Below are 24,666 nucleotides of genomic sequence, written 5' to 3' on the forward strand. Positions count from 1 at the left end.
GACAATCTCATTACACTAATAATGAGCAAATAAATGACGCGAGCAGACTATTTATGACATTCCATTACTCAGTTGCCAGCTTGGCGGTTGCCGCCGCTTTATTCTCAATAAACTTATATGCTGCCAATTTTGAAGGGCCAGACTCTGTCGACAACACCATCGCCCAGCAGACAGCGCATAAGAAATCTTGGCGTGAAAGCTTGGCCGAGCAAGGCTTGAATATGGGCGCAGACTACAACGTTTTAGGTTTGAGCTCAGCCAATGGTTCAAAAGGTAACCGTGTTGATCGTTCATCTGGTGTTGCTCGATTTTATGGTTCATGGGCGCTGACTGGTAAAGAATCGGGTAATACAGGCACTTTGGTATGGAAGGTCGAACATAGACACGCCTACAGCGATACTGCACCTAAAGGGTTGGCCTTCATTGATGATGTGTCTGGTGGTCCTGAGGGCTTAGGCTATGTAGGTATGATCGGAGCTGCGTTTAACGACCAAGGTTCTCGCGTCACTAATTTACATTGGAAACAAAAATTCAATGGTGGAAGAACGTCATTGATTGCGGGTTGGCAAGATGTGACGGATTATGTTGATGTTTATGCGCTAGCAAGTCCTTGGGGTGGCTTTAGCAACTTGGCTTTTTCAACAGGCGCGGGCGCAATGGGTTTGCCAGATGATGGTGTGCTTGCGATATCTGCAGGCCACATGATCACGGATAACTTCTATACTATTGCGGGCATTGCGGACGCGAACGGCAAGTCAGACGACATCTTCGACGGGTTTGATACTGTATTTGATGAAAGTGAGTTCTTTACTACGCTTGAGCTGGGTTGGACCGCGTCTCAAGAACAAATCTATACCGATAACGTGCACATTACCTTATGGGATTTTGGCGAAGATACTCGTCACAGTAACGCGACAGGAGAAGGCGGCAGAGGGGTTAACTTTTCAGCTAGCTACTTCGCGACAGAACAGATCATGCCCTTTATTCGCGGTGGTCTCTCAGAAGGTGACGTAGCGCTTTATGATAAATCTCTTAGCGTCGGTTTTGGCTACTTTGGCTTAGGTAAACCGACCAACACATTGGGCTTTGCGGTCAACTGGGCAGAAACTAATGATGTTGCGTTTGGTGGTGATGACCAAGTCACTGCAGAGCTTTATTACAACATGCAATTTGGTGATCACCTTCAGCTTAGTCCTGACATCCAATACATCAAAGATCCGGCGTTTTCGAGCGAGAGCAGCGCTTGGGTATTTGGCTTAAGGGCGAGAGTGTTCATCTAGCGAAGCTTCCGCGACAATCGAGCTACGATAAATTTTGGGTGATAGCCTGAAATACGCTTAAAAGCGCGAGAAAAGTGAGAGATATTCGCAAAACCGAGCTGAGTGGAGATGTAGGTCAATGAGTGGCCTGCTTCCATCAGCTCACAGGCGGAAGATAGAATCAAGCTGTCTCTGATATTTCGAAATGAGGTGTGCTCTTCTTTTAATTTTCGTTGGAGGGTTCGAACAGAGTAGTTGAGTAGATCGGCAGCCAGCTCAATCGTCAAAGAATGTTCTTTTACATATGGCAATAACACCTCAAATACACTGTCGGTAAAGCTCGTATGCCATTCAATCAGTTGAGGCTTAGGGGCAAGCACTTTGCTTGAGATGAATATCGGCGTTCTGAGAACCTCATCAGGGATGAGCACACTGGCGCAATCGTGTTCTACATACAGTTGGCAAGATTTGGGTACAACCGCTTCGATGATTTCGGTGGTTTTGCTCTGAACCTTAATCTGTGTCGGTTGCCACCGTTGATGGGTAAGTAAGCTCACCAGCTCGATGATGTATATGATGGCGAATGTTTCACTCCAAACGAATTTACCTGAATCTTCGTAGTCAGCGTAGCGGCAAAACCAGTTCTGACCATACTCTTGCTTCAGGATAACGCGACTGCCTGGTGAATCATTGGAGAAGATTGTATTGATATTGAGAAGAGCATCGCCAATGGTTTCGTAGCACTGGAACTGGATCAAAACTTGCGGAATGATTCGTTGACGAAATGCTAACGCGAGTAAATCAGTGAAACGAGCAGTCCCCAATTGCGACGAAGTGAGGTAGATGAGGCGTTTAACTGACTCTGAAGGTACAAAGTCATTAGCGTTGGAAAACAGGTCGGAGGGCAGTCCGGCTTCTTCAAGAACTGACTGAACATTCAATCCATAGTCTGAAAACACTTCTACCAATACTTTGGCATAGCGAGTCTGTACTACGGGGACTTGAAATGGACTGGTTGTCATGGTTACGCCACTCCTTGCGCTTAGAATTTCATATCTCGAACAAAACGTTATCGCGAAAGTTCAACACGCCCTAGAATTTGAAGAATATTTTTAGTAAATCTAACGCTAATTCCTTGAGTTATCCATGAAAATGCATATTTTTAACGTATAAATAAGTTATGAGTGATTATAGAAGGACCTCAAATGGCAGATAACACCAACACTGAAGTAGAAACCTCAGTTGAGCCCACTAAGGACGAGACACAAAAAACGACGGCAAAACAGGATAAAGTAAGAAAGGTCACTAATTACTTACTTATGTTTGTGGTTGGTATGTTGCTGTTTAGCATTGTTGCCGACCGTATTATTCCGATCACCGATACCGCTCGTGTTAAGGGTTACATCGTACCTATCAAACCTGAAGTCTCGGGCAAAGTTCTTGATATTGTCGTCCAACCTAACCAGCTGGTTCAGCAAGGGCAGGTTTTAGCCATTCTTGATCAGTCGGATTTTAAAATTGCAGTGGCTCAAGCCGAGCAAAACCTAGAGATTGCGGGTCAGAATGTCGGTGCTCAGACCGCAAATATCGCGGCGTCTCAAGCGAAACTGACTTCAGCAATGGTTGAGCAGCAAAACACGCAAGTTCAAGCCAACCGTATTTTAGCGATGGCTGAGAAAGGGGTGGTGTCGAAATCAGACGCGGATGAAGCAAGAGCGAAGCTTGCTACAGCGAAAGCGGCGGTGGTTAACGCGCAAGCAGACCTAGAACGCACCAAGCAGCAGTTAGGTAAAGAGGGGCAAGAGAATAGCCAAGTTAAAGCGGCCCTTTTGGCGCTAGAGCAAGCACAGTTAAACCTAGAACGCACAGAGATTAAAGCACCAAGTGTGGGTGGTGTATCTAACTTTAGTCTTTCGGAAGGGTTTTATGCATCAGCAGGCCAGCCTTTGATGACATTCGTATCGACAGATGATATTTGGATTGAAGCGTATTATCGTGAAAATAGCTTAGGCAATATTCAAGTGGGCGACAAAGTAGAAGTCGCTTTAGATTTTGCGCCGGGTAAAGTGGTTAGCGGAACGGTGACCAGTATCGATTGGGGTGTCGACTGGGGGCAGAATGACCAAGCCGGTAAGCTCGCCCAAGCCACTCAAAAAACAGGTTGGTTAAGGCAAACTCAGATGCTACCAATCACAATTGAATTTGAACGAGATGAAGTATCAAGCCTACTGCGTGTTGGTGGCCAAGCTGACGTAATTGTCTACGCGAAAGAAAACTCAATTTTCAACGCGATTGGTTGGGTTTGGATCCGCTTTATTAGTTTGTTGTCTTATGTCCGATAATTCAGTGAATGTACCCGACGCACATGCACAGACAAGAATACTGCGATTTACGCTAGGTGTAACAATTGCAGTGTTGCTTGCGGCATGGATAAATTGGCCTCTTGCCTTTGTTGGTCCCGTTTTTACCGCTAAGTTCCTGATAGATAAACCGTCGCTGCATAAAGAGACGGTTTACGAGTTGCTATTGGCATTGGTAGTCACCATGTTACTCGGCTTGCTACTTACTGGTGGTATAACCCAATATCCCATTCCCCTTTTATGCCTAGTGGGGCTTGCAATGTTGTGGGGCTATTACCTATTTAGCGATCCGAAGTGGAATTTGTTCGCAACCATCTTGTTGATTGCCGTTTTGATGCTGCCGTTTATGGGGATATCTAATCCTGGGATGTCGGTATACTTAGCGTTAGGCCTAGCCGTTTCAGGTGTGGTGGCAGTGACGATTTTCTCTATTGTGCACATCTATTTACCTGAGCCTGATGCCGAGTTTTCGGGATTTGCTGAACCGATGATCAGTAAGCAAGAGCGTTGGTATGCGGCTTTTCGTGCCATGTTGATATCATTCCCTGTGGTTTGCTTCTTTTTTGTATTCCAGATCTCAGAAGCTTTGCTCACCATGATGTTCATCGCACTGTTGTCCCTGATGATTACCGCAGAGAAATCGGTAAAGTTGAGTGCATTTTTACTTTTTAGTAATGGGCTTGGTGGGTTATTAGCGATCGCGTCATTTAGTATTTTGTCCATTGTGCCGAATATATTCTTCTATTCGTTGTTTATTGGTTTAATGGCCATTTGGATCGGCAAAAAGATTTATACCATTCCTGCTAAAGCCCCAATATACGCGACGGCCTTTAGCACGTTGTTGGTATTAGTCGGCAGTACCTTGTTGAGCTCGGGTGAGATCGACAGCAGTACCTTTATTCGACTGTTTCAATTGTTCCTCATAGGAGTCTATATGATTTTGGCTTCGCTCTTTTTGGAAACGAGAACTTGGGCGTTTCTTAAAAACTAGTTTATTAATAATTAGTTTCTCAAAAATCACAGTATTCATGTACAAGGATGTGTAATGAAAATAAACAGCGAGTTCTCAAATCATGCGATAGATGCCGCCATTAAGATCTTCGCCGTTGGTGTTTTGGTATTTTGGTGCTTTTCCATTCTAAAACCTTTTATTCTTTTAGTGATTTGGGGAGCGATCATTGCGACAGCGCTCTATCCCGTTGCCGTGGCGATACACGCTAGAACGGGAATGTCTAAAAAGAAAGCCAGCACTTTATTGAGTGTGATTGGGGTATTGCTGCTTCTCGGTCCGCTCATTGCGCTGTCTTCAGGTATCTACACCAGTACAACCGAGGTGGTGACAGGCCTTCAAGAGGGAAGCATCTCCCTGCCTAAGCCAAAAGCTTCGTTGCAGGAAATTCCATTTATCGGCGAAAAACTCTATGCCGCAATGGTTTATGCTTCGGCGAATATTGAAGGTGCCTTGTTGAAGTATTCTGAAGAGATCAAACTGTTTGTTGGTAAAGCAGCAGCGGTGATTGGCTCTGTCGGTGGTGGATTTGTACAGTTCATTATCTCGACCATGATTGCGGGTGCATTTATGGCAAATGCGGACAAATGCCAAGCGGGCGCTATTATGCTGGCAGGTCGTCTAACCGGTGAGAAGGGCGAAGACTAGTGAAGTTGTCCAAAGTGACGGTTCGCAGCGTGACTCAAGGAGTTATCGGTGTGGCGGTGATTCAATCGACCATGTCTGCCTTAGGATTAGTGATTGCTGGTGTACCGGGAGCACCATTTTGGGCGTTGGCAGTATTGCTTGTTGCAATCATTCAATTGCCACCCATTTTAGCGTTGCTACCCGCAATCATATACATGTTTAGTGTTGAATCGACAGTTGCGGCAAGCTTGTTCTTAGTCTGGTGTATTATCGTGAGTGGTAGTGATGCCATATTAAAACCTATGCTTCTAAGCCGTGGCTCAGACATCCCAATGCTGGTTATTTTGCTAGGTGCGCTTGGCGGCATGGCAATGTCAGGCATTGTGGGGCTGTTTGTGGGAGCGGTAGTGCTGAGTCTGACGTATCAGTTGCTCGTGGCGTGGTTAGAACATGAACAAAGTCAGGATGCGTAAATGAAAACGGTGACGGGCGAAGACAACTTTTACTTCTTGTTTGTCGCCCTTTTGCTGCTGTTCTTCGGTTGCGCAGCCATGCAGCAGTTTTATCCAGAAGGGCAGCAAACCATATTGGGCTTGTTGATTGTGACTCTGTCACTATCCATTGCGGGTATTCGTAGGCAGAAGAAGATTTATCGCTCGTGGTATGGGCTACTGCTTGTCACTGCCGCGGTGTCAGGTGTTATTTCTCTTATTGAAGATTTTGATTTTACTATTGTAACGTTGGCTTCCTTGTTGGCATTTTTCGTCTCTAGGATTTATTCAGCTTTAAAACAAGTGGTATTGTCGAAGACAATAAGCGGGAATCATATTGTAGGGTCCATCTGTATTTACCTATTGATGGGGTTAAGCTGGGCGACACTGTATCTGCTGATACTGGAAATTTTTCCACAAGCCTTCAATGGCCTTGAGCCTCTACCTTGGTTAAATAATCTATTTAATGCGCTTTATTTTAGCTTCATTACTTTGACGACCGTGGGTTATGGAGATATTTCACCGACGCTTCCAATAGCGCAATTTTTCGTTTTCTTGGAATCGATCATTGGCAGCTTCTATTTAGCCATCATGGTCGCAAGCCTAGTGAGCATGCGCCTTGCCCAATCGGAGCGAGCCTAAAAAGTCGATCAAAAAAGCCCTGCTCTTTTCAGCAGGGCTTTTCATTGCTAGTACTGTTTAGTTCCTAGGATATTAAGTTATCAGGCTTTTTCTTGAGCGAGTCTCTCAAGCTCATCGATGGTGGTTTGCGCTACCAGTTCGCCATCCATGTAGTAGCTGACGTTCTCACCGTCTTTAATGCCTTTCAGCGTCGCTTGATCACCATTATCGTAAACAATGTTCATCTCAACTGTATTGTCGTCGAGTTGGACCATTTCGCCACTCTCAATAGTACGGTTGTTAGACAGTGGCGCATCGGTCAGACTTGGGTCTAACTCGTCATTCACTTTGAAGTGCGTGTCCGCTTCAGAATCAAAAATGTGTGGAGAGCCAGAAAGCGGGTTTTTGCCAGTCCAGAACTCTAATGAGTTGAATACGACATAATCGGCTGCCGTAGTAATACCGTAGACCGGAGCTAACAGGAAGTTCACACCTGCACGAGCATAGCGGTTGTCCACGACTTCTACGTTAAACTTCATCACTTTACCTGTGACAGCGTTGCTACCCACACAGCCAGTTAGCGCAGCAGCCATTAAAGAAAGTCCAATCAGTTTTACAGCGATCATTTTCATTTCATTACCTGTTTCATTGTGGTTTTGGGAACGGGGCGAAGTATGCAGCTTTCCTAAAATTGAGAATTACCTTTTTACGCCACTGTGTGAAAAAGCAATTTGAACGATTGGACGTGTTCGATGTGAAGGGGATCAAGCTATCAATTTCACACGATCAGTTTTCGTAAAAAAGTAGGTACTCAGTGGAGGCATTGAAACCTATGTCTTACACTTTTTTTATCAATTTCATTTATTTGAGTGATGGCTGAATGAGTTCAAAACCGACGGTACTGGTTGTCGATGACACCCCAAGTAACCTAGATGTATTAACGGGTATTTTGCAAAATGACTATCAAGTCAAAGTGGCGATAAATGGACACATCGCGTTAAAAATCGCAACTATACAACCTCAACCCGACATAATTCTTCTCGATATCATGATGCCAGACATCGATGGCTATCAAGTTTGCGAAACATTGAAATCTCAGCCAAACACGGCGCACATTCCGATCATCTTTGTAACTGCGAAAATTGCTCCCGAGGATGAGGTAAAAGGGCTAGAACTTGGCGCGGTCGATTACTTAACTAAACCAATAACCCCGGCCATTGCGCTACAACGTGTTAAAACGCAGTTAGCTTTGTATGACCAACAACGCACCTTATATGAGAAGGTTAAAGAGCAAACCAGTGAGATAAACCAAGGTAAACTAGAAACGCTTCAGAGCCTAGGGCGAGCAGCAGAGTTCAAAGACAATGAAACTGGTATGCACGTGAAACGCATGAGTCACTATTGCTACATACTCGCGCGCTCAATGGGTTTTAATGAACAAGATGCGGAAACGCTCAGAGATGCCGCCCCAATGCACGATGTGGGAAAGATTGGTATCCCCGACAAAGTGTTGCTAAAACCGGGAAAGCTCGATCAAGAAGAGTGGACGATCATGCAGCGCCATGTGGAGTATGGGGTGGAGATTTTAGGGCAGTTTAGTGACTCAAAACTCATGCGAATGGCGATTGAAGTCGCACAAAATCATCATGAGAAATGGGATGGATCGGGCTATCCCAACGGCACCAGTGGTCAGGCTATTCCCCTCACAGCAAGAATTGCGGCGGTTGCAGATGTGTTTGATGCGTTAACCTCTGAGCGGCCATACAAAGCCGCGTGGGAGGTTGACAGGGCTGTAGGGCTTTTAGTTGAAGAAAAAGGCCAGCATTTTGACCCAGATGTGGTTGAACACTTTGAGAAAAATATTGACGAAATACTCGTCATAAAAGAGCGTTTCAAGGATGAATAGATCACACGTATTCTACCATTGCAATCAGACAACCCGTCGTTTGGCTCTTCAATTTTGGCTTGTCTTAGTCGGAGCCTGTCTTTCTTTTTATTCGGCCGCACAAAGTGGGGCCACTGAAGTTCAAAACTGGCTTAATCGAGGGCAGACGATCACGTTCGTGGTTCTTGATAACCATTACCCCTATTCATTTATTAATGAACAAGGGCAGGTTGATGGGGTCATCAAGGGCTATACACAGGACTTGATTGAACGGTATGGCGTATCGGTTGATTTTCATATTGTTTCTTCTCCTTCCGAAGCAAAGAAGGCACTTCGCGAAGGCATTGTCGACGTGTTTCCCTTTGCCCAAGTTCCAGAGAAAGTGGGTACGGTTTTAATCTCTTCTAAGCCTTACTTTCCTTATCAATCAGGAATCGCTTTTACCAAAGATAAGCTTTCCAATGGTGTAACCAGTAAGAGCGAAGGTACGAAAGTAGGTACAGTGAAAGGCTCGCTGAATTTAGAGCTTGCAGGGATTCAGCTTACGCGAATCAAAGGTATCGAGTTTAACTCAACTCTCGAAGCGCTAGAAGCATTGGAAAGGCAAGAAATTGATGGTGTTTTATCTGAACCTATTTCAATGATCACGCTAGCAAATCGTATTGGGATTGATGATCTGTCTGTTATATATGGCTTGGAACACTGGCGAAGCACAAAAGCCAGCATGTTGGTTCGAAAAGAAGCCATTGAGTTATTGGCATTATTGAATAAACAAATATTGTCGTTCCCCGTTGAAAAGCATAATGAGTTGCAAAAGCGTTGGCTTTCTAGCTCGCCTTATCGTCCGTCATTAAAAGGGGTGTTCGGATTTGGTAACCCTCCTTATATGTACCCCAATAGCCCCGCGGTGGGTCTAGAGCACCATTTAATTCAAGCGGTTTTTGATGAGATGGGCTATCAAGTCGGTGATGTCTCAACGATGCCACCATCCGCTGCGAAAAAAGCGATGGATAAAAATGGATCAATTTCGTTTGTTTCGAGTATGCCAACGATAAGTAAGTCGAATTTCTTTGCCAGTGATCCATTGGTTGAAATTGAATACATTCCCATTAGCCTAAAGCGACGTGCAATTAATTTGAGCAGTCGAGAACCACTCAAATTGGGAGCAATGGTTTATGAAGATAACTCTCCGAGTAAAACTGCCGTTTTGAGCTTGAAAGAATCCATCTCTGTAGAGAGTATTAGTAACTTTGACAGTATGGAGGAAGCCTTTAATCAATTGCGTTCGCAGGGCATAGATGCGTTTGTGATTGAAAAAAGAGTGCTGGACTGGTTCATCGCCAATACCAACTTTATTGAGCCTGATGAGCTACAGATGCATGATAAACACGCGTTGAGCTATCCCATCCGGGTTAAGTTTCGAGACAAGTTGATTCGAGACAAATTCAACCAAGTTTTATCAGGCAAAGACTTTAAGAAAGATCGCTACCAATCCATCATCAATCAGCATGTTCAAATAGACCTCAGCCGAGTTTTACATTTATCCAAAGTGGTTGCCGATGTTGCTGCTTATTTCATTGTTAATGATCGCTTAAATGAGTTGCCTGAACTGTTCGACATGTTCGACCCAGAGGGTAAGCTGTCCGTCATAGAGCTGAGCTTAGACAATGACCCCTACGCAATAACCTCTTGGTATAGAGGAGAAAATAGAGGGCTGTATGAATCGCAGGTCAATCTTTCCAATAGTGGTCACGTAAAACATGTTGCATCGTATGTGACATCAACCGGGGTAGGTAAGGCTGGTAATCTAGATTTCTACTTTTCAATGGATAAGCTGATGGATAGCTATGTCTACTATCCGCCGGTAAACCGTTTTGCCCGCTTTGGTTCAGGTGCACTTAACTATATCCAAGAGGTTTATGAGGATAATGAGCTTACTGATGAGGTGTTAAATCTTGACCTTAGGGAGCAGAAGTGGGTGAAAGATCATACCGTCATCCGCTTGGGGGTCGACCCAGCAGCCTTGCCTTACGAGGCGATTACCTCTAAGGGTGAATACGTTGGTATGATTGGTGACTACGTTTCACTGATTAAAAAGAAGACGGGTTTAAACATTGAGGCACATATTGTGTCTAGTTGGTCTGAAACCGAAGCGCTTATTAAGAGTGAATCGCTGGACTTGATCTCAGCAGCGGTAGAAAACAAAAAAATAGGTGATCCCTATCAGCCAGCTAAAGCACTTTTTTCAGCCAGAATGGGTGTGGCGGGCAGAAGTGGCTTTTATGATCTGCAAATCGAAGAAGCTCGAGGTAAAAAAATAGGGATACTAAGTGGTGCCTCCAATACCCCCTTTATTATGGAGCGTTATCCAAACATTGAGTGGGTGTTAATTGAGTCCACGGCCAGTGGCTTAGAACAAGTAGAATCAAAGAAGCTAGACGGTATGGTCGACACCATCACTGTCCTAAACTACTTGATTAATTCCTACGGTTATACCGATATTTCGATATTAGAAAGGCTTAACTTTTATGTGTCGCCTACCTTTCATGTCACAAACCGTGAACCGGAACTTTTGGCAATCATTAATAAAGCCATCAACCTGATTTCAACCGATGAGCATCGAAAAATTCGAGCCAAATGGTCTGCGCCAAGAGAGATTGAAACAGTTGACTATCAACTGGTTTACACCGTCTCGATTTTCTCTCTGGTGATATTGCTGCTCATATTTGTTTGGAACCGTCAGCTTAAAAAGCAAGTGGCAATTGCCACTAAGGCAACACAAGAACTAGAACATGCGCAGCAACATCTTTATGGCATTTTAAATACCTCTCCTATTGCCGCGGCTCAGGTGATTAATGAGCAAATTGATTACATTAACGAAACCGCGCGCAAGTTGTTTCGGCTAGAAGATGTGGACGTAAAAAGCTTTGACATTACAACTATCTATCCTGACCCACAAGAAAGGGCGGACATCCATCAAGAGCTTAGCACCTATGGCAAAGTGGTTAACCGCGAGTTGAACCTTTTAAAAGCGAATGGAGAAAGCTTTACCGCTTTAGTGAGTTACTACTTATTCGAGAGGGACAATAAACCCGTATTACTTTTTTGGGCCTTCGATATTTCTGTGATGAAGGAGTTAAATCATCAGCTCGAAGAAGAGAAGCTAAGAGCAGATCAGGCGAGTCAAGCTAAATCGGAATTCTTAGCTAATATGAGCCATGAGATCCGTACACCAATGAATGCCATATTAGGACTTTCACACCTTGCGATTGACGAAATTGCGAACCCGATTGCCAAAGGTTATGTGAAAAAAGTTCACCACTCAGCAGAAGCGTTGCTTTCTATCATAAATGACATTCTGGATTTTTCTAAAATTGAAGCAGGTCAGCTTGGGTTGGAGTACATCCCGTTTAATCCGCGTGAAACCATTGAAGAAGTTACCGAACTTATAGAAGTGAAATCGACGGACAAAGGGTTGACCCTTGATGTCGATATAGCGCCAGAAGCGGATCAGCTTATGATTGGTGACCCTTTAAGGTTGTTCCAAATTATCCTGAATTTAGTTGGGAATGCGATTAAGTTTACACAGCGCGGCGGCGTGACCATTTCGATCAATTTTGTGGAGCAACGGCACGACAGCGTAACGTTGAAGTACTCAATTAAGGATACAGGGATAGGAATTTCACCGGACAACATCGATCGTCTGTTTAAAGCTTTTAGCCAAGAAGACAGTACGACAACAAGACGATTTGGTGGGACAGGACTTGGCCTTAATATTAGTCAGAAGCTTGTAAATGCAATGGGTGGAACGATTGATGTAGAGAGTAGCTTAAATGAGGGTAGTGATTTTTACTTTACCTTGAACTTTGATTTAGCGTCTCAAGAACAGATTGAACAGCATAGTAAAGCACAAGTTGATGTGGTTGATTCATATCTCTTTAATCAGGCTCGAATACTCTTGGTGGAAGATAACGAATTTAATCAAGATCTGGCGTTTGCCTGTTAGATAAGATTGGTCTTGTCGCAGACCTTGCTGTTAATGGCGAAGAAGCGGTTGCGAAAGCCTCGACTGAAGACTACCAACTGATCTTAATGGATCTGCAAATGCCGATAATGGATGGTTATGAAGCTACGCGTTTAATTCGAGAGTCTGAAAACTCAGTTCCTATAGTTGCGATGTCAGCCAATGTGTTTGAAGAAGAAAAACGCAAAGCAACCGATGTCGGCGTGAATGACTTTATCGATAAGCCCATCGTATTTGAACGTTTTGTGACAGTGCTTAAGCAGTTCCTTGAAGGAGAAGGCGGAGCCCGTTTGTTGGTCGAACAAAGCGTGGCAGCGGTTTCCGAACCGAGTGAAATTGCACAAGACCTCAGCGTTTTCTCGTCGATAAGGCTGAAAGAATTCACCCAAGGCGATGAGCGTCTGCAGCACAAGCTTGTAGATAGGTTTATTTCTGAATCGCCGAAGATGATTCAAGACATCGAAACATCGTTAGATTTTTCTGAGGTGGAAAGGTTGTGCCATACCTTAAAAAGTATGTCAGCGTCGATTGGCGGGCAAATCCTCGCGCAGCATATGGCGACCATGGAGCAAAAAGTGAACCAAGGAGAGTCGGTGCTCGATGAACTTGCGCCAATGAGAGAACAGCATAGTGTATTGATTGAGCAACTTAAACATCACATGATGCCTACGCAGACGCAGGTTGAGTCTGCGTCAGTGGAAGTGGTTGACCATGCGGCGGTTGAAGCTCTATCTGCGCTTATTGATGCCTACGATAGTCAAGCGTTAGCCAAAGCCGAGGAGCTGTTTAACCAAACGGCAAACGCTACCCTGAATGAGGTGAAAAAGAGTTTAGAGCAGTACGATTTTGATAACGCAAAACAGCTACTACGATCTTTGTTGGATGAATAAACGCGAACCGAGGGTTGGCGCAAAAGGGTAAGTCTAAGTGACGAGAAATGCGTATTCTGGCGCCTCACATTTGAGGGTCTGTCATGAAAAACATCTTTTCTACCTTATTGCTGTCGTTCTGCTTCTTTTCTCCGCTAGGTATTGCCAATACTCAACTTGAACCTGACGATGATTTTGGCGCGCGACCCGCTTGGGGCGAGCAAACGGTCGAAGCCCTGCAACATGCGGCGGAAGAAGGGGTTGCTCATGCTCAAGTTAAATTAGGGCTCCTGTATGAACAGGGAGACTACTTTGAGCAAGATGTTGATGAAGCAGCTATGTGGTATTTGCTCGCAGCAAGCCAAGGGCACCCACAGGGCCAGTATAATCTCGCTCTGATGTTTATTGATGGCGTCAGTGTTAATTCAGATTCATCTCGTGCTATGTACTGGTTAGAAGAAGCAGCCAACAATGGGTATTTGCCAGCCATCTTGCATCTGGCCAACTATCAAAAGATGCAGCTCGACAACGGGTTAGGGAACATTAATTGGATCGAAGTGGCGGCCAATAAAGGTGATCATCTTAGTCAATTGACCTTGGCGAATTATTACTTGTCGATAGGCGTGGCATCCGATACCGTCGCTAAAGCTGAGTTTTGGTTAATCAATGCTGCGCAACACGGCATGTTAGAAGCGCAAGAGGCATTGGCTGGTTTGTATTTAGTGACCGATTATCAACTTCAAGATGAAATAAAAGCGCAGTATTGGCATCAAAGAGTGCTCGAAACTAAAATGGAGAAGCAGTTGCAAGAAGCTGCTGATATCAATGAATAAGGTGGTGGTATGAAAAGGATTCTATCGGTGCTAAAAGCGTCAGCTATTGGCTTACTACTTTTAATGAGTTCCGTCGCAGTGGGTCAGACGGTTTCAGATGTTCAAGACAAATTGATGCTGGATTTAACCACACTGCTTGAAGCGCATGAAGTGGATAAACCTTTCTATGAAAATGTGCTTCGCCGTAAGAATGAGAATCTGCGCGATCGAGTTGCGGAACAGATCAAAGCCGGCACCATCGAAGATGAAGTTGTTGGAAAGATAGTGAGTCAGCAGATTGAGCTACTCACCACCTTGATTAGGGAGAGTGAGCTCGCCATTGATACGCTTGCTAAGCAATCAAGAACGGCTGAAGAAGCCGACAAGGTGCAAATCAACCTGAATATTCAGCGACGCATCGCGATCATGGACCTGTATTACCAACAGTTGGATGAAACGCTCAGTCAAGCTGAAGCACGCGGCGTTGATGTTAAGGAAAACAGAGAAGCATTTCGTAGCGCGATGCTTGACCGTGTCGACTTTCTCTCCAACGCTATTCTTTACTTAGACACACAACAGAGAGAAGTTCAAACGAGGCTTCCTTATGTATCTGAAGATGAAAAAGCCGTACTCACTAATGAAGCGGTACGTTTGAACGAACGCAAATCGATGATGATCCAAAGTTTTGAGTCTGGCATCTCACTGCTTGGCGCTATGGGTATTGACGTCACCGAAGATAAGCAACTGCTGCTATCGATGACTGGCGATATAAACGCAGATGTACTCGATATCGATGTGGCGCTTGGGCTACTGGATGGGTGGGCAACGTCATTCAAAGAGTGGGCGTATGAGAATACGCCATCTGTCATCGTAAAGCTGACACTGTTTTTAGGTATTATCTATTTCACGCTTAAAGTCTCGCGTGTTGTTGGGAAAGGGGTTCGGAAAAGTGTAAAACACTCAAAGATGGACTTTAGTGTTTTGATGCAAGACTTCTTCGTTTCAATGGCCTCTAAAGCGGTTGTTTTCGTTGGCTTACTGGTGGCGTTGTCGCAAATCGGCATCGAGATGGGGCCTCTGCTTACTGGTTTTGGTGTCGCGGGTGTCATCATTGGTTTTGCCTTACAAGATACCTTGTCTAACTTCGCCTCTGGATTGATGATTTTAATCTATCGTCCCTATGATGTGGGAGATATGGTGAAAGTAGCGGGAATTCAAGGAACCGTGCGAAATATGAGCTTGGTGTCGACAACGGTACAAACCATTGATAACCAAAGATTGGTGATCCCAAACAACAAGATCTGGGGAGACGTGATTAACAACATTACCGCAGAGCGTATCCGCCGTGTAGATATGGTGTTTGGCATTGGTTACGGCGAAGACATCGACGAAGCCAAAGCGATTTTTAATGACATCATAAACAGCGATAAGCGTGTCCTAAAAGATCCGGAACCTGCCGTGAAAGTGCATACCCTTAATGAGTCTTCAGTCGATTTCGTCGTAAGGCCTTGGGTTAATACGGAAGACTATTGGGATGTGTATTGGGACGTGACGGAAACCGTCAAGAAACGCTTAGATGAAGCGGGTATCTCGATTCCATTCCCGCAACGCGATGTTCACCTCTATACGCATACCGTTGAAAAGGACTCATAATCCTGGGGCCAAAAACGCTTTTTTAAAATGAGATTATTGTAAAAGAGAAACAGCGGCCGAAAGGTCGTTGTTTTTTTGTATCCGCGAAGTGACTCTCGGTATTCGGTCAAAGAGTACGATTACAATGAGTTAGATACCCAATTGAGGAAGTAAAATGATCACTACACCCGTATTTATTGTTGCCATTGTTTTTGGTTGGCTTGCGCTAATGAAGTACTTTAACCATCAGCAAGCGATGTCAAAGATCAACGAATCGCAAAGCGCAGAGAATGAAGAGCTCCGCGAGCAAGTTAAGCAGCTCACCGAAAGGGTTGCCGTATTAGAAAAGATTGTGACTGACAGTAGCTATCAAGTGAATCAAGAGTTTCAAAAGTTATAACAGCTCAAGTGCTCAAAGCATTCGATTGAAATTTCATCATAAAAGGTCAAACACTCGAACAAACAGGGTGTAAAGCCCATGATTGTGAGGTTTGTAGACCCTTGATGCTTGACGCATCTGAGGGCTTGGGCGAAACTACTGTCAACAATTCCTGACACTTTGAGCTAAGGTTTTTCAGTGCGCCTAGAAGTTTTATGTGAAGACCGCCTCGGGCTGACCCGTGAGCTGCTTGATATACTTGCCTCCAAAAACATCGATCTTCGAGGTATCGAAATTGATGTAACCGGAATTATCTATCTAAACTGTCCCGATATCGACTTTGATACCTTCAGCGAATTAATGGCTGAAATACGCCGTATTGATGGTGTCCGCGACGTTCGAAAAATTCAGTTTATGCCTATAGAGAGGCATAACACCGAGCTTATCGCTCTATTGAATAATCTTCCCGATCCCGTGCTTGCGATTGACTTAAAAGGTCAAGTCGACATGGCGAACCATGCTGCGCTGAGTCTGTTTCAGAAAACCGAACAAGAGATTTTGAACGAGCAAATCTCAAGCATGCTGCCGGGCTTAACTTCTCTAAATGGGCAGAAGGTAACTGCGGCCGCCAGCGTGAAAATCTTGTGATAAACGGCTTAGACTACGTCATGGAAGTGATGCCAGTTTATATCTCTGGTGACTCTGAAGAGGCGACGTTGGCGAGTACCGTGATGATTATCCGCTCAAGCCAATCAGGACAAGCTTTTGAAGACAGTTTGCCTTTGCAAAATAACTTAGGTTTTGAGCATTTTGTTGGTGTGTCTAACCGCCATAAGGCGCTGATGAGCCAAGCGAAAAAACTGGCGATGCTCGACCAACCTTTGCTGATCGAAGGTGAAACGGGCACCGGTAAAGAGATGCTTGCTAAGGCTTGCCACAATCGTTCAAACCGAGCGTCGTTCCCGTTTCTTGTACTGAGCTGTGCTTCAATGCCTGATGATGTAGCGGAAACTGAGCTGTTCGGCCATGCCCCAGGTTCATTTAATCATGAACAAGGCCATAAAGGCATTTTTGAGCAAGCCAATGGTGGTACCGTCTTCTTGGACGAAATTGGTGAGATGAGCCCGCATTTGCAGATCAAACTTCTGCGTTTCCTTCAAGACGGCACGTTTAGACGTGTTGGCGAAGAGCATGAAGTGCATGTAGATGTGCGCGTGATTGCGTCTACCCGTCATAAGTTAGCGGATTTAGCTGAATCTGGCGCATTCCGTGAAGATCTATTTTATCGCTTGAACGTTTTGACTCTGCGCATTCCACCGCTTCGTGAGCGCACCAACGATTTAGGTCCGCTGCTCGATTTGTTTATTAACAAGTACACCAAGCAATTGGGTATGGCGAAACCAAGTATTGCAGACGAGCTACTCGATCAACTGGCAAATTATCCTTGGCCAGGAAACATGCGCCAACTCGATAATATGGCCCTTCGAGCGCTGACTGAACTGCAAGATGAGCCTTTAAGTATTGAACTGTTCCACCTTCCTCAATTGGAAAACGTGGTTTCAACCAGTACTAGCATCAACCTAGACGGCTCGTTAGATGACATTATGAAAGACTATGAGTCGCAAGTACTGGAGCGTCTTTATCAGTCCTTCCCATCCAGCCGTAAATTGGCTAAGCGTTTAAGTGTTTCACACACCTCGATTGCCAATAAGCTTCGTGATTACGGGATTCGCAAAAACTAATGAGTGATTGCAGTACTCCAACTGAAGTGTTTGAGCGTATCGATGGTCTTATTTTACGTACCGCGCAGTTAAGCGATGCGTCGATGCTGGCGAATTATTTCAACAGCAACAAAGCCTATTTAGAGCCTTGGGAGCCAAAGCGTGAGGCAGCCTTTTTCTTGGAAACAGGCTGGGCGCAGCGCTTAATTAAACTCAATGAGCTGCACAGACTAGGGCTTGGTTACTACCTTGTGATTCAAGATGAAGAAACCAAAGAAATGCTAGGCACTATCTCTTTTAGTAACCTGAGTCGTTTCCCATTTCATGCGTGTAATGTGGGTTATTCACTGGCAGAATCTGCGCAGGGGAAAGGCATTATGCGCCGCTGTTTAGAGGTGGCAGTGAACTACATGTTTGAGATTCAAAACATGCATCGCATCATGGCTGGATACATGCCATGCAATGAACGCAGTGCGAAAGTGCTGGAGGCATTGGGGTTCGAGAAGGAAGGTTACGCCAAAGATTACTTACTCATTAACGGGCAGTGGCAAGATCACGTACTGACTGCGTTAGTGAATCCAAATTGGAGTGCAAAATAATTATGAGCGATCGTCTTACCCAGCAACTCAACTTATTGATGGAGCTTGATAAGCTTAAATCTGTGTTGCGACGTACACGTGTAAAGAGTGCAGAGAAGCGTTTAGAAAACAGTGCAGAGCACAGTTGGCATGTGGCGTTAATGGCTATCTTGATGCAAGAGCATGCAAATGAAGACGTGGATATTACGCGCGTCGTTAAAATGTTACTGCTGCATGACATTGTAGAGATCGATGCGGGCGATACTTTCGTTTATGATGTTGCCGCTTCTGCGGAGCAAGAACAAAAAGAGCTAGACGCCGCAAAAAGGCTGTTTGGCATGTTACCCCAAGACCAAGGCGATGAGTTAATGTCGCTTTGGTTAGAATTCGAATCTGCCCAGAGTGCAGATGCCAAGTTCGGTAAAGCGCTGGATAGAATTATACCGATGCTTTTGAACTACCATAATGATGGGCAGAGTTGGAAAGAACATGGCGTAACAAAGCAGCAAGCATTAACGGTTAACCGCCGTATAGGCGACGGTTCAAGCGTACTTTGGGACAAAGCCCAACAAATGATCGAAGAAGCCGCAGAAAAAGGCTGGCTTCAATAACGAGGAAAATCAATGTCGTATTTACCTTTGGATCAATACCAAAGAAAGTGGATATTCACACATCAATCAATGCCTATTCCAGAGGCAGAACTAGCTGAAATTAAGCCAATGGATCAAGCACGTTCGGCGCAGCTTTGGAAAGAAAATATCAGTGCTCAAAGCCCAGATTCTGAGCGTTTGAGTTCGAGTGATTGGCCAATGAAAGCCGCTAATTGGATCGATGAAATCAATTGGATGGCAAATTGGGAAGACGACGATTTAGGTTTACCAGAAGAGCTGTTAGAACATCTGGATTGGCAAGATGATGTGACGGTTTACTTCTGCTATGAAAAGTACAATGTTATTGAGACCAAGTGGAGTATCTTCAAGAAGCATTGGAAAAACTTCCTGTTTTATGATGACGGCCCAATCTTGATAGGGCGTCGCAGAAAACAAGCATTATGGTTTGATAGTGAAGGCCAAGTGAAATTGGGATATAGAAACTAGTAAAAAGCAGCCACTCGGCTGCTTTTTTCGTTTCTTTAATTAATTCCACATTTTTTGCGTTTAGAGTGTGATGATAATTCCATAATTTACAGTGCGTTGTGAAAAATCTCTATGTGATGATAGTCTGAACAAATAAGAACAGGTTAATCATGGATATGGAATGTCTTTAGAAAAAGCAGTACCTGAGCTAAAAAAGGCTTTCTACGCTCAGATTCAGTCACTTCAAACTACTTCAGAGCCAAATACAAGCTCGACACTCGACCTTCTCACCAAAGAGGAGATTAAAGAGCTTGAAGCGTTATGGGTAGAATGGAACGTCTACAAACGTAAACAAGGCGTTTAGTATTCAGCGACGATTTTAACTTTCCTCTCTTTCTTAACCTTGCCAACGCTTAATCTCACCAACGTACGTTCACTTTTCTTCTAGAATTGAGTAAGTGGGTCGCGCTTTGCGGCTATTTACCTTTTATTTCCGAACTAGGAAGTAAGTATGGATAGAAAAGTCCTCGAATTAATCGTTAATATTACCGAACAGAAAAACTCAGATGCACTCGTTCAGTGCTTGCTGGAAACGTTATCTGAGATCCTACCAGCAAACTATGTCACCCTTTACCGATTAGATCCTAAAGCCAACATTGAAGTGGTTGCATCCATCGAAAAAGCCGATCTCCCGGCGACGGTGACGGACAAAAAAGGTTTGAATGAACAAAAAATCGTCGGTTTGGAAACGTCTTTTACGCGTGAGGGTGTGTTTGTCGAACAGCTCAGTGATGAGTATTGGTGTGTAAATTACTCTCTTCAAATTGGCGACAATGCCATGCTGGTACTAAGCTTGGGCTAACCAGTCTCCCCTCGGGTTACGAATTGCTCATTCAAGGTTTTCTCAGTATCTACAAAAATTACCATAGTGTGCTGCTTCAAAGTGAAAAAGACTCTCTTACAGGCTCTTTAATCGCCGAACGTTTGAAGAGCGATGCCGCCTAATTACTGGTGCGCTACTCGATGAAATGGCTGGGGAGGAAGGTGCAGCCAGTAGCCGTGGTTTGTGGATGGCGATTATGGATATCGATCACTTTAAACGGGTTAATGATCAGTTTGGCCATTTGATTGGTGATGAAGTGCTTCTGATGTTCGCGCAATGTATGCGGGATTTCTTCACTGAGGGCGAAGAGTTGTTTCGATTTGGTGGAGAAGAGTTCGTGGTGATTTTGGATCTTGAATCGCAATGTTCTGTGAACCGTCGGCTTGAGTCGTTTAGAAGGCACATTGAGTCGCATGTTTTTCCTCAAATCGAACACATTACCGTGAGTATTGGCGTTTGTTACATGGAAGCCCATACCTACTTGCCAACCATTCTCGATAGAGCGGATCGAGCCTTGTATTACGCCAAAGAAAATGGCCGTAATCAGGTACGAAATTACGACGTTTTACTCAAGAGAGGGGAGATTGTCGAAGCCTCAAATGATGATAACGATGTAGAACTGTTTTAAGCCACGCGACTAATGCTATATCATTATGAAAATTTCACATGTTGACTTGTAAGATTTGAATGATGCTATGCCTTGAAATTGTTATAGTATAACAATATATTGTGACCAAGTACGTAGCGTCGTACAGTTGTACAGATTATAAAAAAGTATCGAGTGAGTAGAGATATGGCGGAGATTAGAGCCAGAGTAGACTTCAGAGTCGGAAGTAAAAGTGATATAGACGCAGAGCTCTTGTCATTTCACGGTCTAAAAACAGACAAGGAACATGTTGCCATTATCTTTAGGCAGGCGGATTCAACCCAAGAAGCGCCACTAGTACGCATGCACTCAGAGTGTTTAACGGGAGATGTTTTCCATTCGTCTCGCTGTGATTGTGGTGAACAGTTAGATGAGACGATTAACTTAATGGGCGAAGTGGGGGCATTATCCTTTACTTGCGCCAAGAAGGTCGTGGAATCGGGCTCTACAACAAAATAGACGCCTACAAACTGCAAAGTGAAGGTATGAATACGTACGAAGCGAATAACCACTTAGGATTTGGCGATGATTTACGCGATTTTACCGAAGCTGGTCAGATGCTATCAGCGCTTGGAATAAAGAAAGTCCGCTTAGTCACCAACAACCCAAAGAAGATTAAATCCTTGAAAGACCAAGGCATTGAAATCGAAGAAGTTGTCAATACCTCCGCTCATGTTAAGCAAGGCAACGAGAGCTATCTAGCGGCTAAAGTGTCTCATGGTAAACACAACCTCAAGCTGACCAAGTAGCATTTTTGCAAAACATATCAGTACATTGACAAAAACCTCACTTATGTGAGGTTTTTTTGTAACTAGTGTTGAAAATAAATTGTAACTTTGTATTATTGCGGCGTATTAAATAAAACTGATAATAATTCTCGTTAATAATATCAATTACAATAAGCTCAACAAGGACGACAATATGACTGGTAAATTTGCCATTATTCCTTCTCTCGCTGTTACAGCTTTCGCTTTCAATGCCTCAGCAGCAACAGTGACACAAGAACAAGTCGTTGAGCATTATGCGGATATTGCTCACGCAGTTTTCGCTGATGCTCTAGTGACGGCTAAAACACTTGATCAATCGATTGACCAATTCCTAGCGGCGCCATCGGCGAAAGGCTTTGAAGACGTTAAGCAAGCTTGGATCGATTCTCGCGTACCATACCAACAGTCTGAAGTATTCCGTTTTGGTAACGCAATTGTTGATGACTGGGAAGGTCAGCTAAACGCTTGGCCGCTTGATGAAGGTCTTATCGATTATGTTGCGGCAGACTACCAACACGAATTGGGTAACGAAGGGGCAAGCGCGAATATCGTAGCGAATAGCACGATCCAAATCGGCTCAGAAGTATTGGAAGTCAAAGAAATTACACCAAAACTGATTGCGGATTTGAATGAAGTTGGCGGCTCTGAAGCGAACGTTGCTTCTGGCTACCATGCGATTGAATTCTTGCTTTGGGGTCAAGACCTAAACGGTACTAACGCTGGTGCAGGTCAGCGTGCCTACACAGATTTTGCTAAAGGCAGTGCATGTACGAATGGTAACTGTGACCGTCGTGGTGAATATCTTAAAGCAGCGTCACAGCTTCTTATTCAAGATCTAGAGTGGATGGAAAAGCAGTGGTCAGCATCAGAGAAGAACAACTACCGCCAAGAACTACTGGCAGACAGCAGCGATCAAGGTCTGCGTAAAATGCTATTTGGTATGGGTTCACTTTCTTTAGGTGAACTGGCGGGCGAGCGTATGAAGGTTGCACTAGAAGCCAACTCAACAGAAGACGAGCACGATTGTTTCTCAGACAACACGCACAACTCTCACTACTACAACGAGCAAGGCATCTACAATGTCTACACTGGTTTGTACAAGCGTGAAGATGGTACTTTGTTATCTGGTCCAAGCCTACATCAACTAGTTAAGCAAAAAGACCCGCAGGCAGCGAAAGAGATTCAAAAGCAGTTTGATCAAACACGTAGCCAAGTAGGTCTATTGGTGTCTTCAGCTGAGAAGAACAACCAACATTTCGACCAGCTTATCGCATCTGGTAACGCTCAAGGTAATGCACTCGTTAATGAAACCATTTTTGCTCTAGTGGCTCAAACGGCTTCTATTGAACGTGCAGCAGGCATTATCGGTATCGACAGCCTAAACCCAGATACGGCTGACCACGAGTTTTAAGCACCAGTTTGGTTAGTTTAACTCGTTGTAGAAAGGGCTGTTAAAGCCCTTTCTTCTCTCTTTCTTTTCGTTAACGACAAACTCTATACGACTACAGAGCAGCGACAAACAATAACAACGAACTGCCTAAATAAGTCGCACACCAATCTGTTATGGAAGATACAGATGAGCATGTTCACTGAGAATCAATTCATGAAAACAACTTTTCTAGCTTGTTTACTAATCGTCACTTCAATGAGCGTTTCTGCTTATGATAAGAAGTCTGGCGGGGGAACAAGTGTCAAAAAAGAGGGTGCGAACGCCTTCTCACTGCCGGCAGGCAATTTGCCAATGAGCAAACGCTTAGACTTCAGCGTCGGTAATAGCTTTTTCAGAAACCCTTGGGTGCAAGCGCCAGCATCGACAGATGCAAGAGACGGTTTGGGCCCGCTATTTAATACTAATGGGTGTCAAAACTGCCACATTAAAGATGGCCGAGGTCACGCACCTGAGCCAAGTGACCGAAATGCGGTTTCTATGCTGGTTCGATTGAGTATTCCGGCCACAACGCCAGAGCAAAAAGAGGAGGTAATTCTATCGGGTGTGATTCCAGAACCTACCTATGGTGGTCAGCTACAAGACTTTGCACTGCCAGACGAAAAACCGGAAGGCCGAATTCAGATCGTCTATGAACCATATCCGGTAGTCTTTGAAGACGGAACCGTGGTTGAGCTGCGTAAGCCGCTACTGTCTATCACTGATTTGGGTTACGGACCAATGCATCCAGACACCTTAATGTCGGCCCGTGTTGCACCGCCAATGATTGGTCTTGGTCTAATAGAAAGTATCCCAGATGAAACCCTACTTGCTTGGGTTGAAGAGCAGAAAAAGGGGTCCGATGGCTTATCGGGTAAAGTGAACAAAGTGCTTGATGTACAAACCGGTGAGCTCGCTATTGGGCGATTTGGCTGGAAAGCAGGTCAACCAAACCTTATGCAGCAAAATGCGGCCGCATTTAATGGTGACCTTGGTTTAACAAGCGAACTATTTCCAAATGAGAACTGTACGACAAAGCAAGAGCTTTGCGAGACATTACCCAACGGTGGTCATCCAGAGGTGAGTGAGAATATCTTAGACTTTGTTGAATTCTACTCGCAGCATTTGGCGGTCCCAATTCGTCGTAATGTGAACGACCCCAAAGTGAAATTGGGTCAGGAACTGTTTGTCCAAGCAGGTTGTGAAAGCTGCCATAAAGTGAATGTGAAAACTAAGGTTCGCGAAGACCTTCCAGCGCTTTCCAATCAGCTAATTCATCCTTATACCGATCTGTTGCTCCATGATATGGGTGAAGGGTTAGCAGACAACCGACCTGAGTATCTAGCCAATGGCAGAGAGTGGCGAACTGCGCCACTATGGGGATTGGGTTACACAAAAGAAGTGAACGGTCATACAACGTTACTTCACGATGGACGAGCTCGAGATGCGCTTGAAGCAGTACTTTGGCATGGCGGTGAAGCAGAGTCGGCGAAGCAGGCAGTACTAGGATTTGATAAAGAGAAGCGAGAAGCCTTGGTCGCTTTCTTGAACTCTTTATAACGGTAGTGGAGACTGAACATGAAAAAGTATTCTTTGGTTAG

Annotated in this window: 18 protein-coding genes and 5 pseudogenes; 21 read left to right on the plus strand and 2 right to left on the minus strand. The window is 44.5% G+C overall.

What is annotated here, in order from left to right:
- Nucleotides 1-53: 53 nt before the first annotated feature.
- Nucleotides 54-1,280, plus strand: a complete 1,227-nt coding sequence (locus tag UA76_RS06825) for a carbohydrate porin (protein ID WP_047044253.1) — start codon at nt 54-56, stop codon at nt 1,278-1,280.
- On the opposite strand, the pseudogene UA76_RS06830 reads toward UA76_RS06825, so the two are convergent.
- A pseudogene (locus UA76_RS06830) lies at nt 1,257-2,281 on the minus strand (helix-turn-helix domain-containing protein). The gene UA76_RS06825 and the pseudogene UA76_RS06830 sit on opposite strands and share 24 nt — an antisense overlap.
- Nucleotides 2,282-2,464: 183 nt before the next feature.
- Here UA76_RS06830 and UA76_RS06835 point away from each other — a divergent pair.
- The 4 genes and pseudogenes from UA76_RS06835 to UA76_RS06850 all read left to right on the plus strand — a co-directional run bounded on the left by UA76_RS06835 (nt 2,465) and on the right by UA76_RS06850 (nt 6,388).
- Entirely contained in the window at nt 2,465-3,601 is a 1,137-nt protein-coding gene (locus UA76_RS06835) for an HlyD family secretion protein (RefSeq protein ID WP_047044257.1), read from the plus strand.
- Entirely contained in the window at nt 3,591-4,610 is a 1,020-nt protein-coding gene (locus UA76_RS06840) for a DUF2955 domain-containing protein (RefSeq protein ID WP_047044259.1), read from the plus strand. Before UA76_RS06835 ends, UA76_RS06840 begins: the two co-directional genes overlap by 11 nt.
- A 54-nt stretch (nt 4,611-4,664) precedes the next feature.
- Nucleotides 4,665-5,728 (plus strand): annotated as a pseudogene (locus UA76_RS06845) (AI-2E family transporter).
- Nucleotides 5,729-6,388: a potassium channel family protein gene (locus UA76_RS06850; RefSeq protein ID WP_047044261.1), complete on the plus strand. Its 660-nt coding sequence runs from the start codon at nt 5,729-5,731 to the stop codon at nt 6,386-6,388.
- An 80-nt stretch (nt 6,389-6,468) separates the two neighbouring features.
- On the opposite strand, the gene UA76_RS06855 is transcribed toward UA76_RS06850, so the two are convergent.
- Nucleotides 6,469-6,999: a DUF3332 domain-containing protein gene (locus UA76_RS06855; protein WP_047044263.1), complete on the minus strand. Its 531-nt coding sequence runs from the start codon at nt 6,997-6,999 to the stop codon at nt 6,469-6,471.
- Between the two features lie 248 nt (nt 7,000-7,247).
- Between UA76_RS06855 and UA76_RS06860 the strand changes: the two genes are divergently transcribed.
- From UA76_RS06860 to UA76_RS06925, 16 genes and pseudogenes are all read left to right on the plus strand, one after another.
- Complete coding sequence (locus UA76_RS06860; protein ID WP_047044265.1) at nt 7,248-8,273, plus strand: HD-GYP domain-containing protein; 1,026 nt, start codon at nt 7,248-7,250, stop codon at nt 8,271-8,273.
- Nucleotides 8,266-12,258, plus strand: a complete 3,993-nt coding sequence (locus UA76_RS06865) for an ATP-binding protein (RefSeq protein ID WP_052771969.1) — start codon at nt 8,266-8,268, stop codon at nt 12,256-12,258. The genes UA76_RS06860 and UA76_RS06865 overlap by 8 nt, the downstream gene beginning before the upstream one ends.
- A 5-nt stretch (nt 12,259-12,263) precedes the next feature.
- Entirely contained in the window at nt 12,264-13,166 is a 903-nt protein-coding gene (locus tag UA76_RS23395) for a response regulator (protein ID WP_238322203.1), read from the plus strand.
- An 83-nt stretch (nt 13,167-13,249) separates the two neighbouring features.
- The gene (locus tag UA76_RS22360; RefSeq protein ID WP_052771971.1) at nt 13,250-13,978 is read left to right on the plus strand and encodes a tetratricopeptide repeat protein; all 729 of its coding nucleotides are present in this window, start codon (nt 13,250-13,252) and stop codon (nt 13,976-13,978) included.
- Between the two features lie 9 nt (nt 13,979-13,987).
- A complete protein-coding gene (locus tag UA76_RS06875; protein ID WP_047044266.1) occupies nt 13,988-15,610 on the plus strand; it encodes a mechanosensitive ion channel family protein in 1,623 nt (540 codons plus the stop codon).
- Between the two features lie 154 nt (nt 15,611-15,764).
- Nucleotides 15,765-15,989, plus strand: a complete 225-nt coding sequence (locus UA76_RS06880; RefSeq protein WP_047044268.1) for a hypothetical protein — start codon at nt 15,765-15,767, stop codon at nt 15,987-15,989.
- 177 nt (nt 15,990-16,166) lie between these two features.
- A pseudogene (gene tyrR / locus UA76_RS06885) lies at nt 16,167-17,710 on the plus strand (transcriptional regulator TyrR).
- Entirely contained in the window at nt 17,710-18,288 is a 579-nt protein-coding gene (gene rimJ / locus UA76_RS06890; protein WP_047044270.1) for a ribosomal protein S5-alanine N-acetyltransferase, read from the plus strand. Before tyrR ends, rimJ begins: the two are co-directional and overlap by 1 nt.
- Nucleotides 18,289-18,290: 2 nt before the next feature.
- On the plus strand, nt 18,291-18,878 hold the full coding sequence (locus tag UA76_RS06895; RefSeq protein ID WP_047044272.1) for an HD domain-containing protein: 588 nt from the start codon (nt 18,291-18,293) through the stop codon (nt 18,876-18,878).
- A 12-nt stretch (nt 18,879-18,890) separates the two neighbouring features.
- Nucleotides 18,891-19,364 (plus strand): DUF2947 domain-containing protein, encoded by a 474-nt coding sequence (locus UA76_RS06900; protein WP_047044274.1) that lies wholly within the window; start codon nt 18,891-18,893, stop codon nt 19,362-19,364.
- Nucleotides 19,365-19,524: 160 nt separating this feature from the next.
- A complete protein-coding gene (locus UA76_RS06905; RefSeq protein ID WP_047044276.1) occupies nt 19,525-19,707 on the plus strand; it encodes a hypothetical protein in 183 nt (60 codons plus the stop codon).
- A 147-nt stretch (nt 19,708-19,854) separates the two neighbouring features.
- On the plus strand, nt 19,855-20,205 hold the full coding sequence (locus tag UA76_RS23400) for a hypothetical protein (protein WP_052771972.1): 351 nt from the start codon (nt 19,855-19,857) through the stop codon (nt 20,203-20,205).
- 115 nt (nt 20,206-20,320) lie between these two features.
- Nucleotides 20,321-20,854, plus strand: a pseudogene (locus UA76_RS23405) (GGDEF domain-containing protein); the annotation flags it as partial.
- A 165-nt stretch (nt 20,855-21,019) separates the two neighbouring features.
- Nucleotides 21,020-21,621 (plus strand): annotated as a pseudogene (locus UA76_RS06915) (GTP cyclohydrolase II).
- A 172-nt stretch (nt 21,622-21,793) separates the two neighbouring features.
- Complete coding sequence (locus tag UA76_RS06920; protein ID WP_047044278.1) at nt 21,794-23,050, plus strand: imelysin family protein; 1,257 nt, start codon at nt 21,794-21,796, stop codon at nt 23,048-23,050.
- Between the two features lie 192 nt (nt 23,051-23,242).
- Nucleotides 23,243-24,625, plus strand: coding sequence for a di-heme oxidoreductase family protein (locus UA76_RS06925; RefSeq protein ID WP_047044357.1), 1,383 nt, complete (start codon nt 23,243-23,245; stop codon nt 24,623-24,625).
- The last annotated feature ends 41 nt before the right edge of the window (nt 24,626-24,666 follow it).

Source organism: Vibrio mexicanus (genome assembly GCF_001012815.1).
In the GTDB taxonomy this organism is placed as follows: domain Bacteria; phylum Pseudomonadota; class Gammaproteobacteria; order Enterobacterales; family Vibrionaceae; genus Vibrio; species Vibrio mexicanus.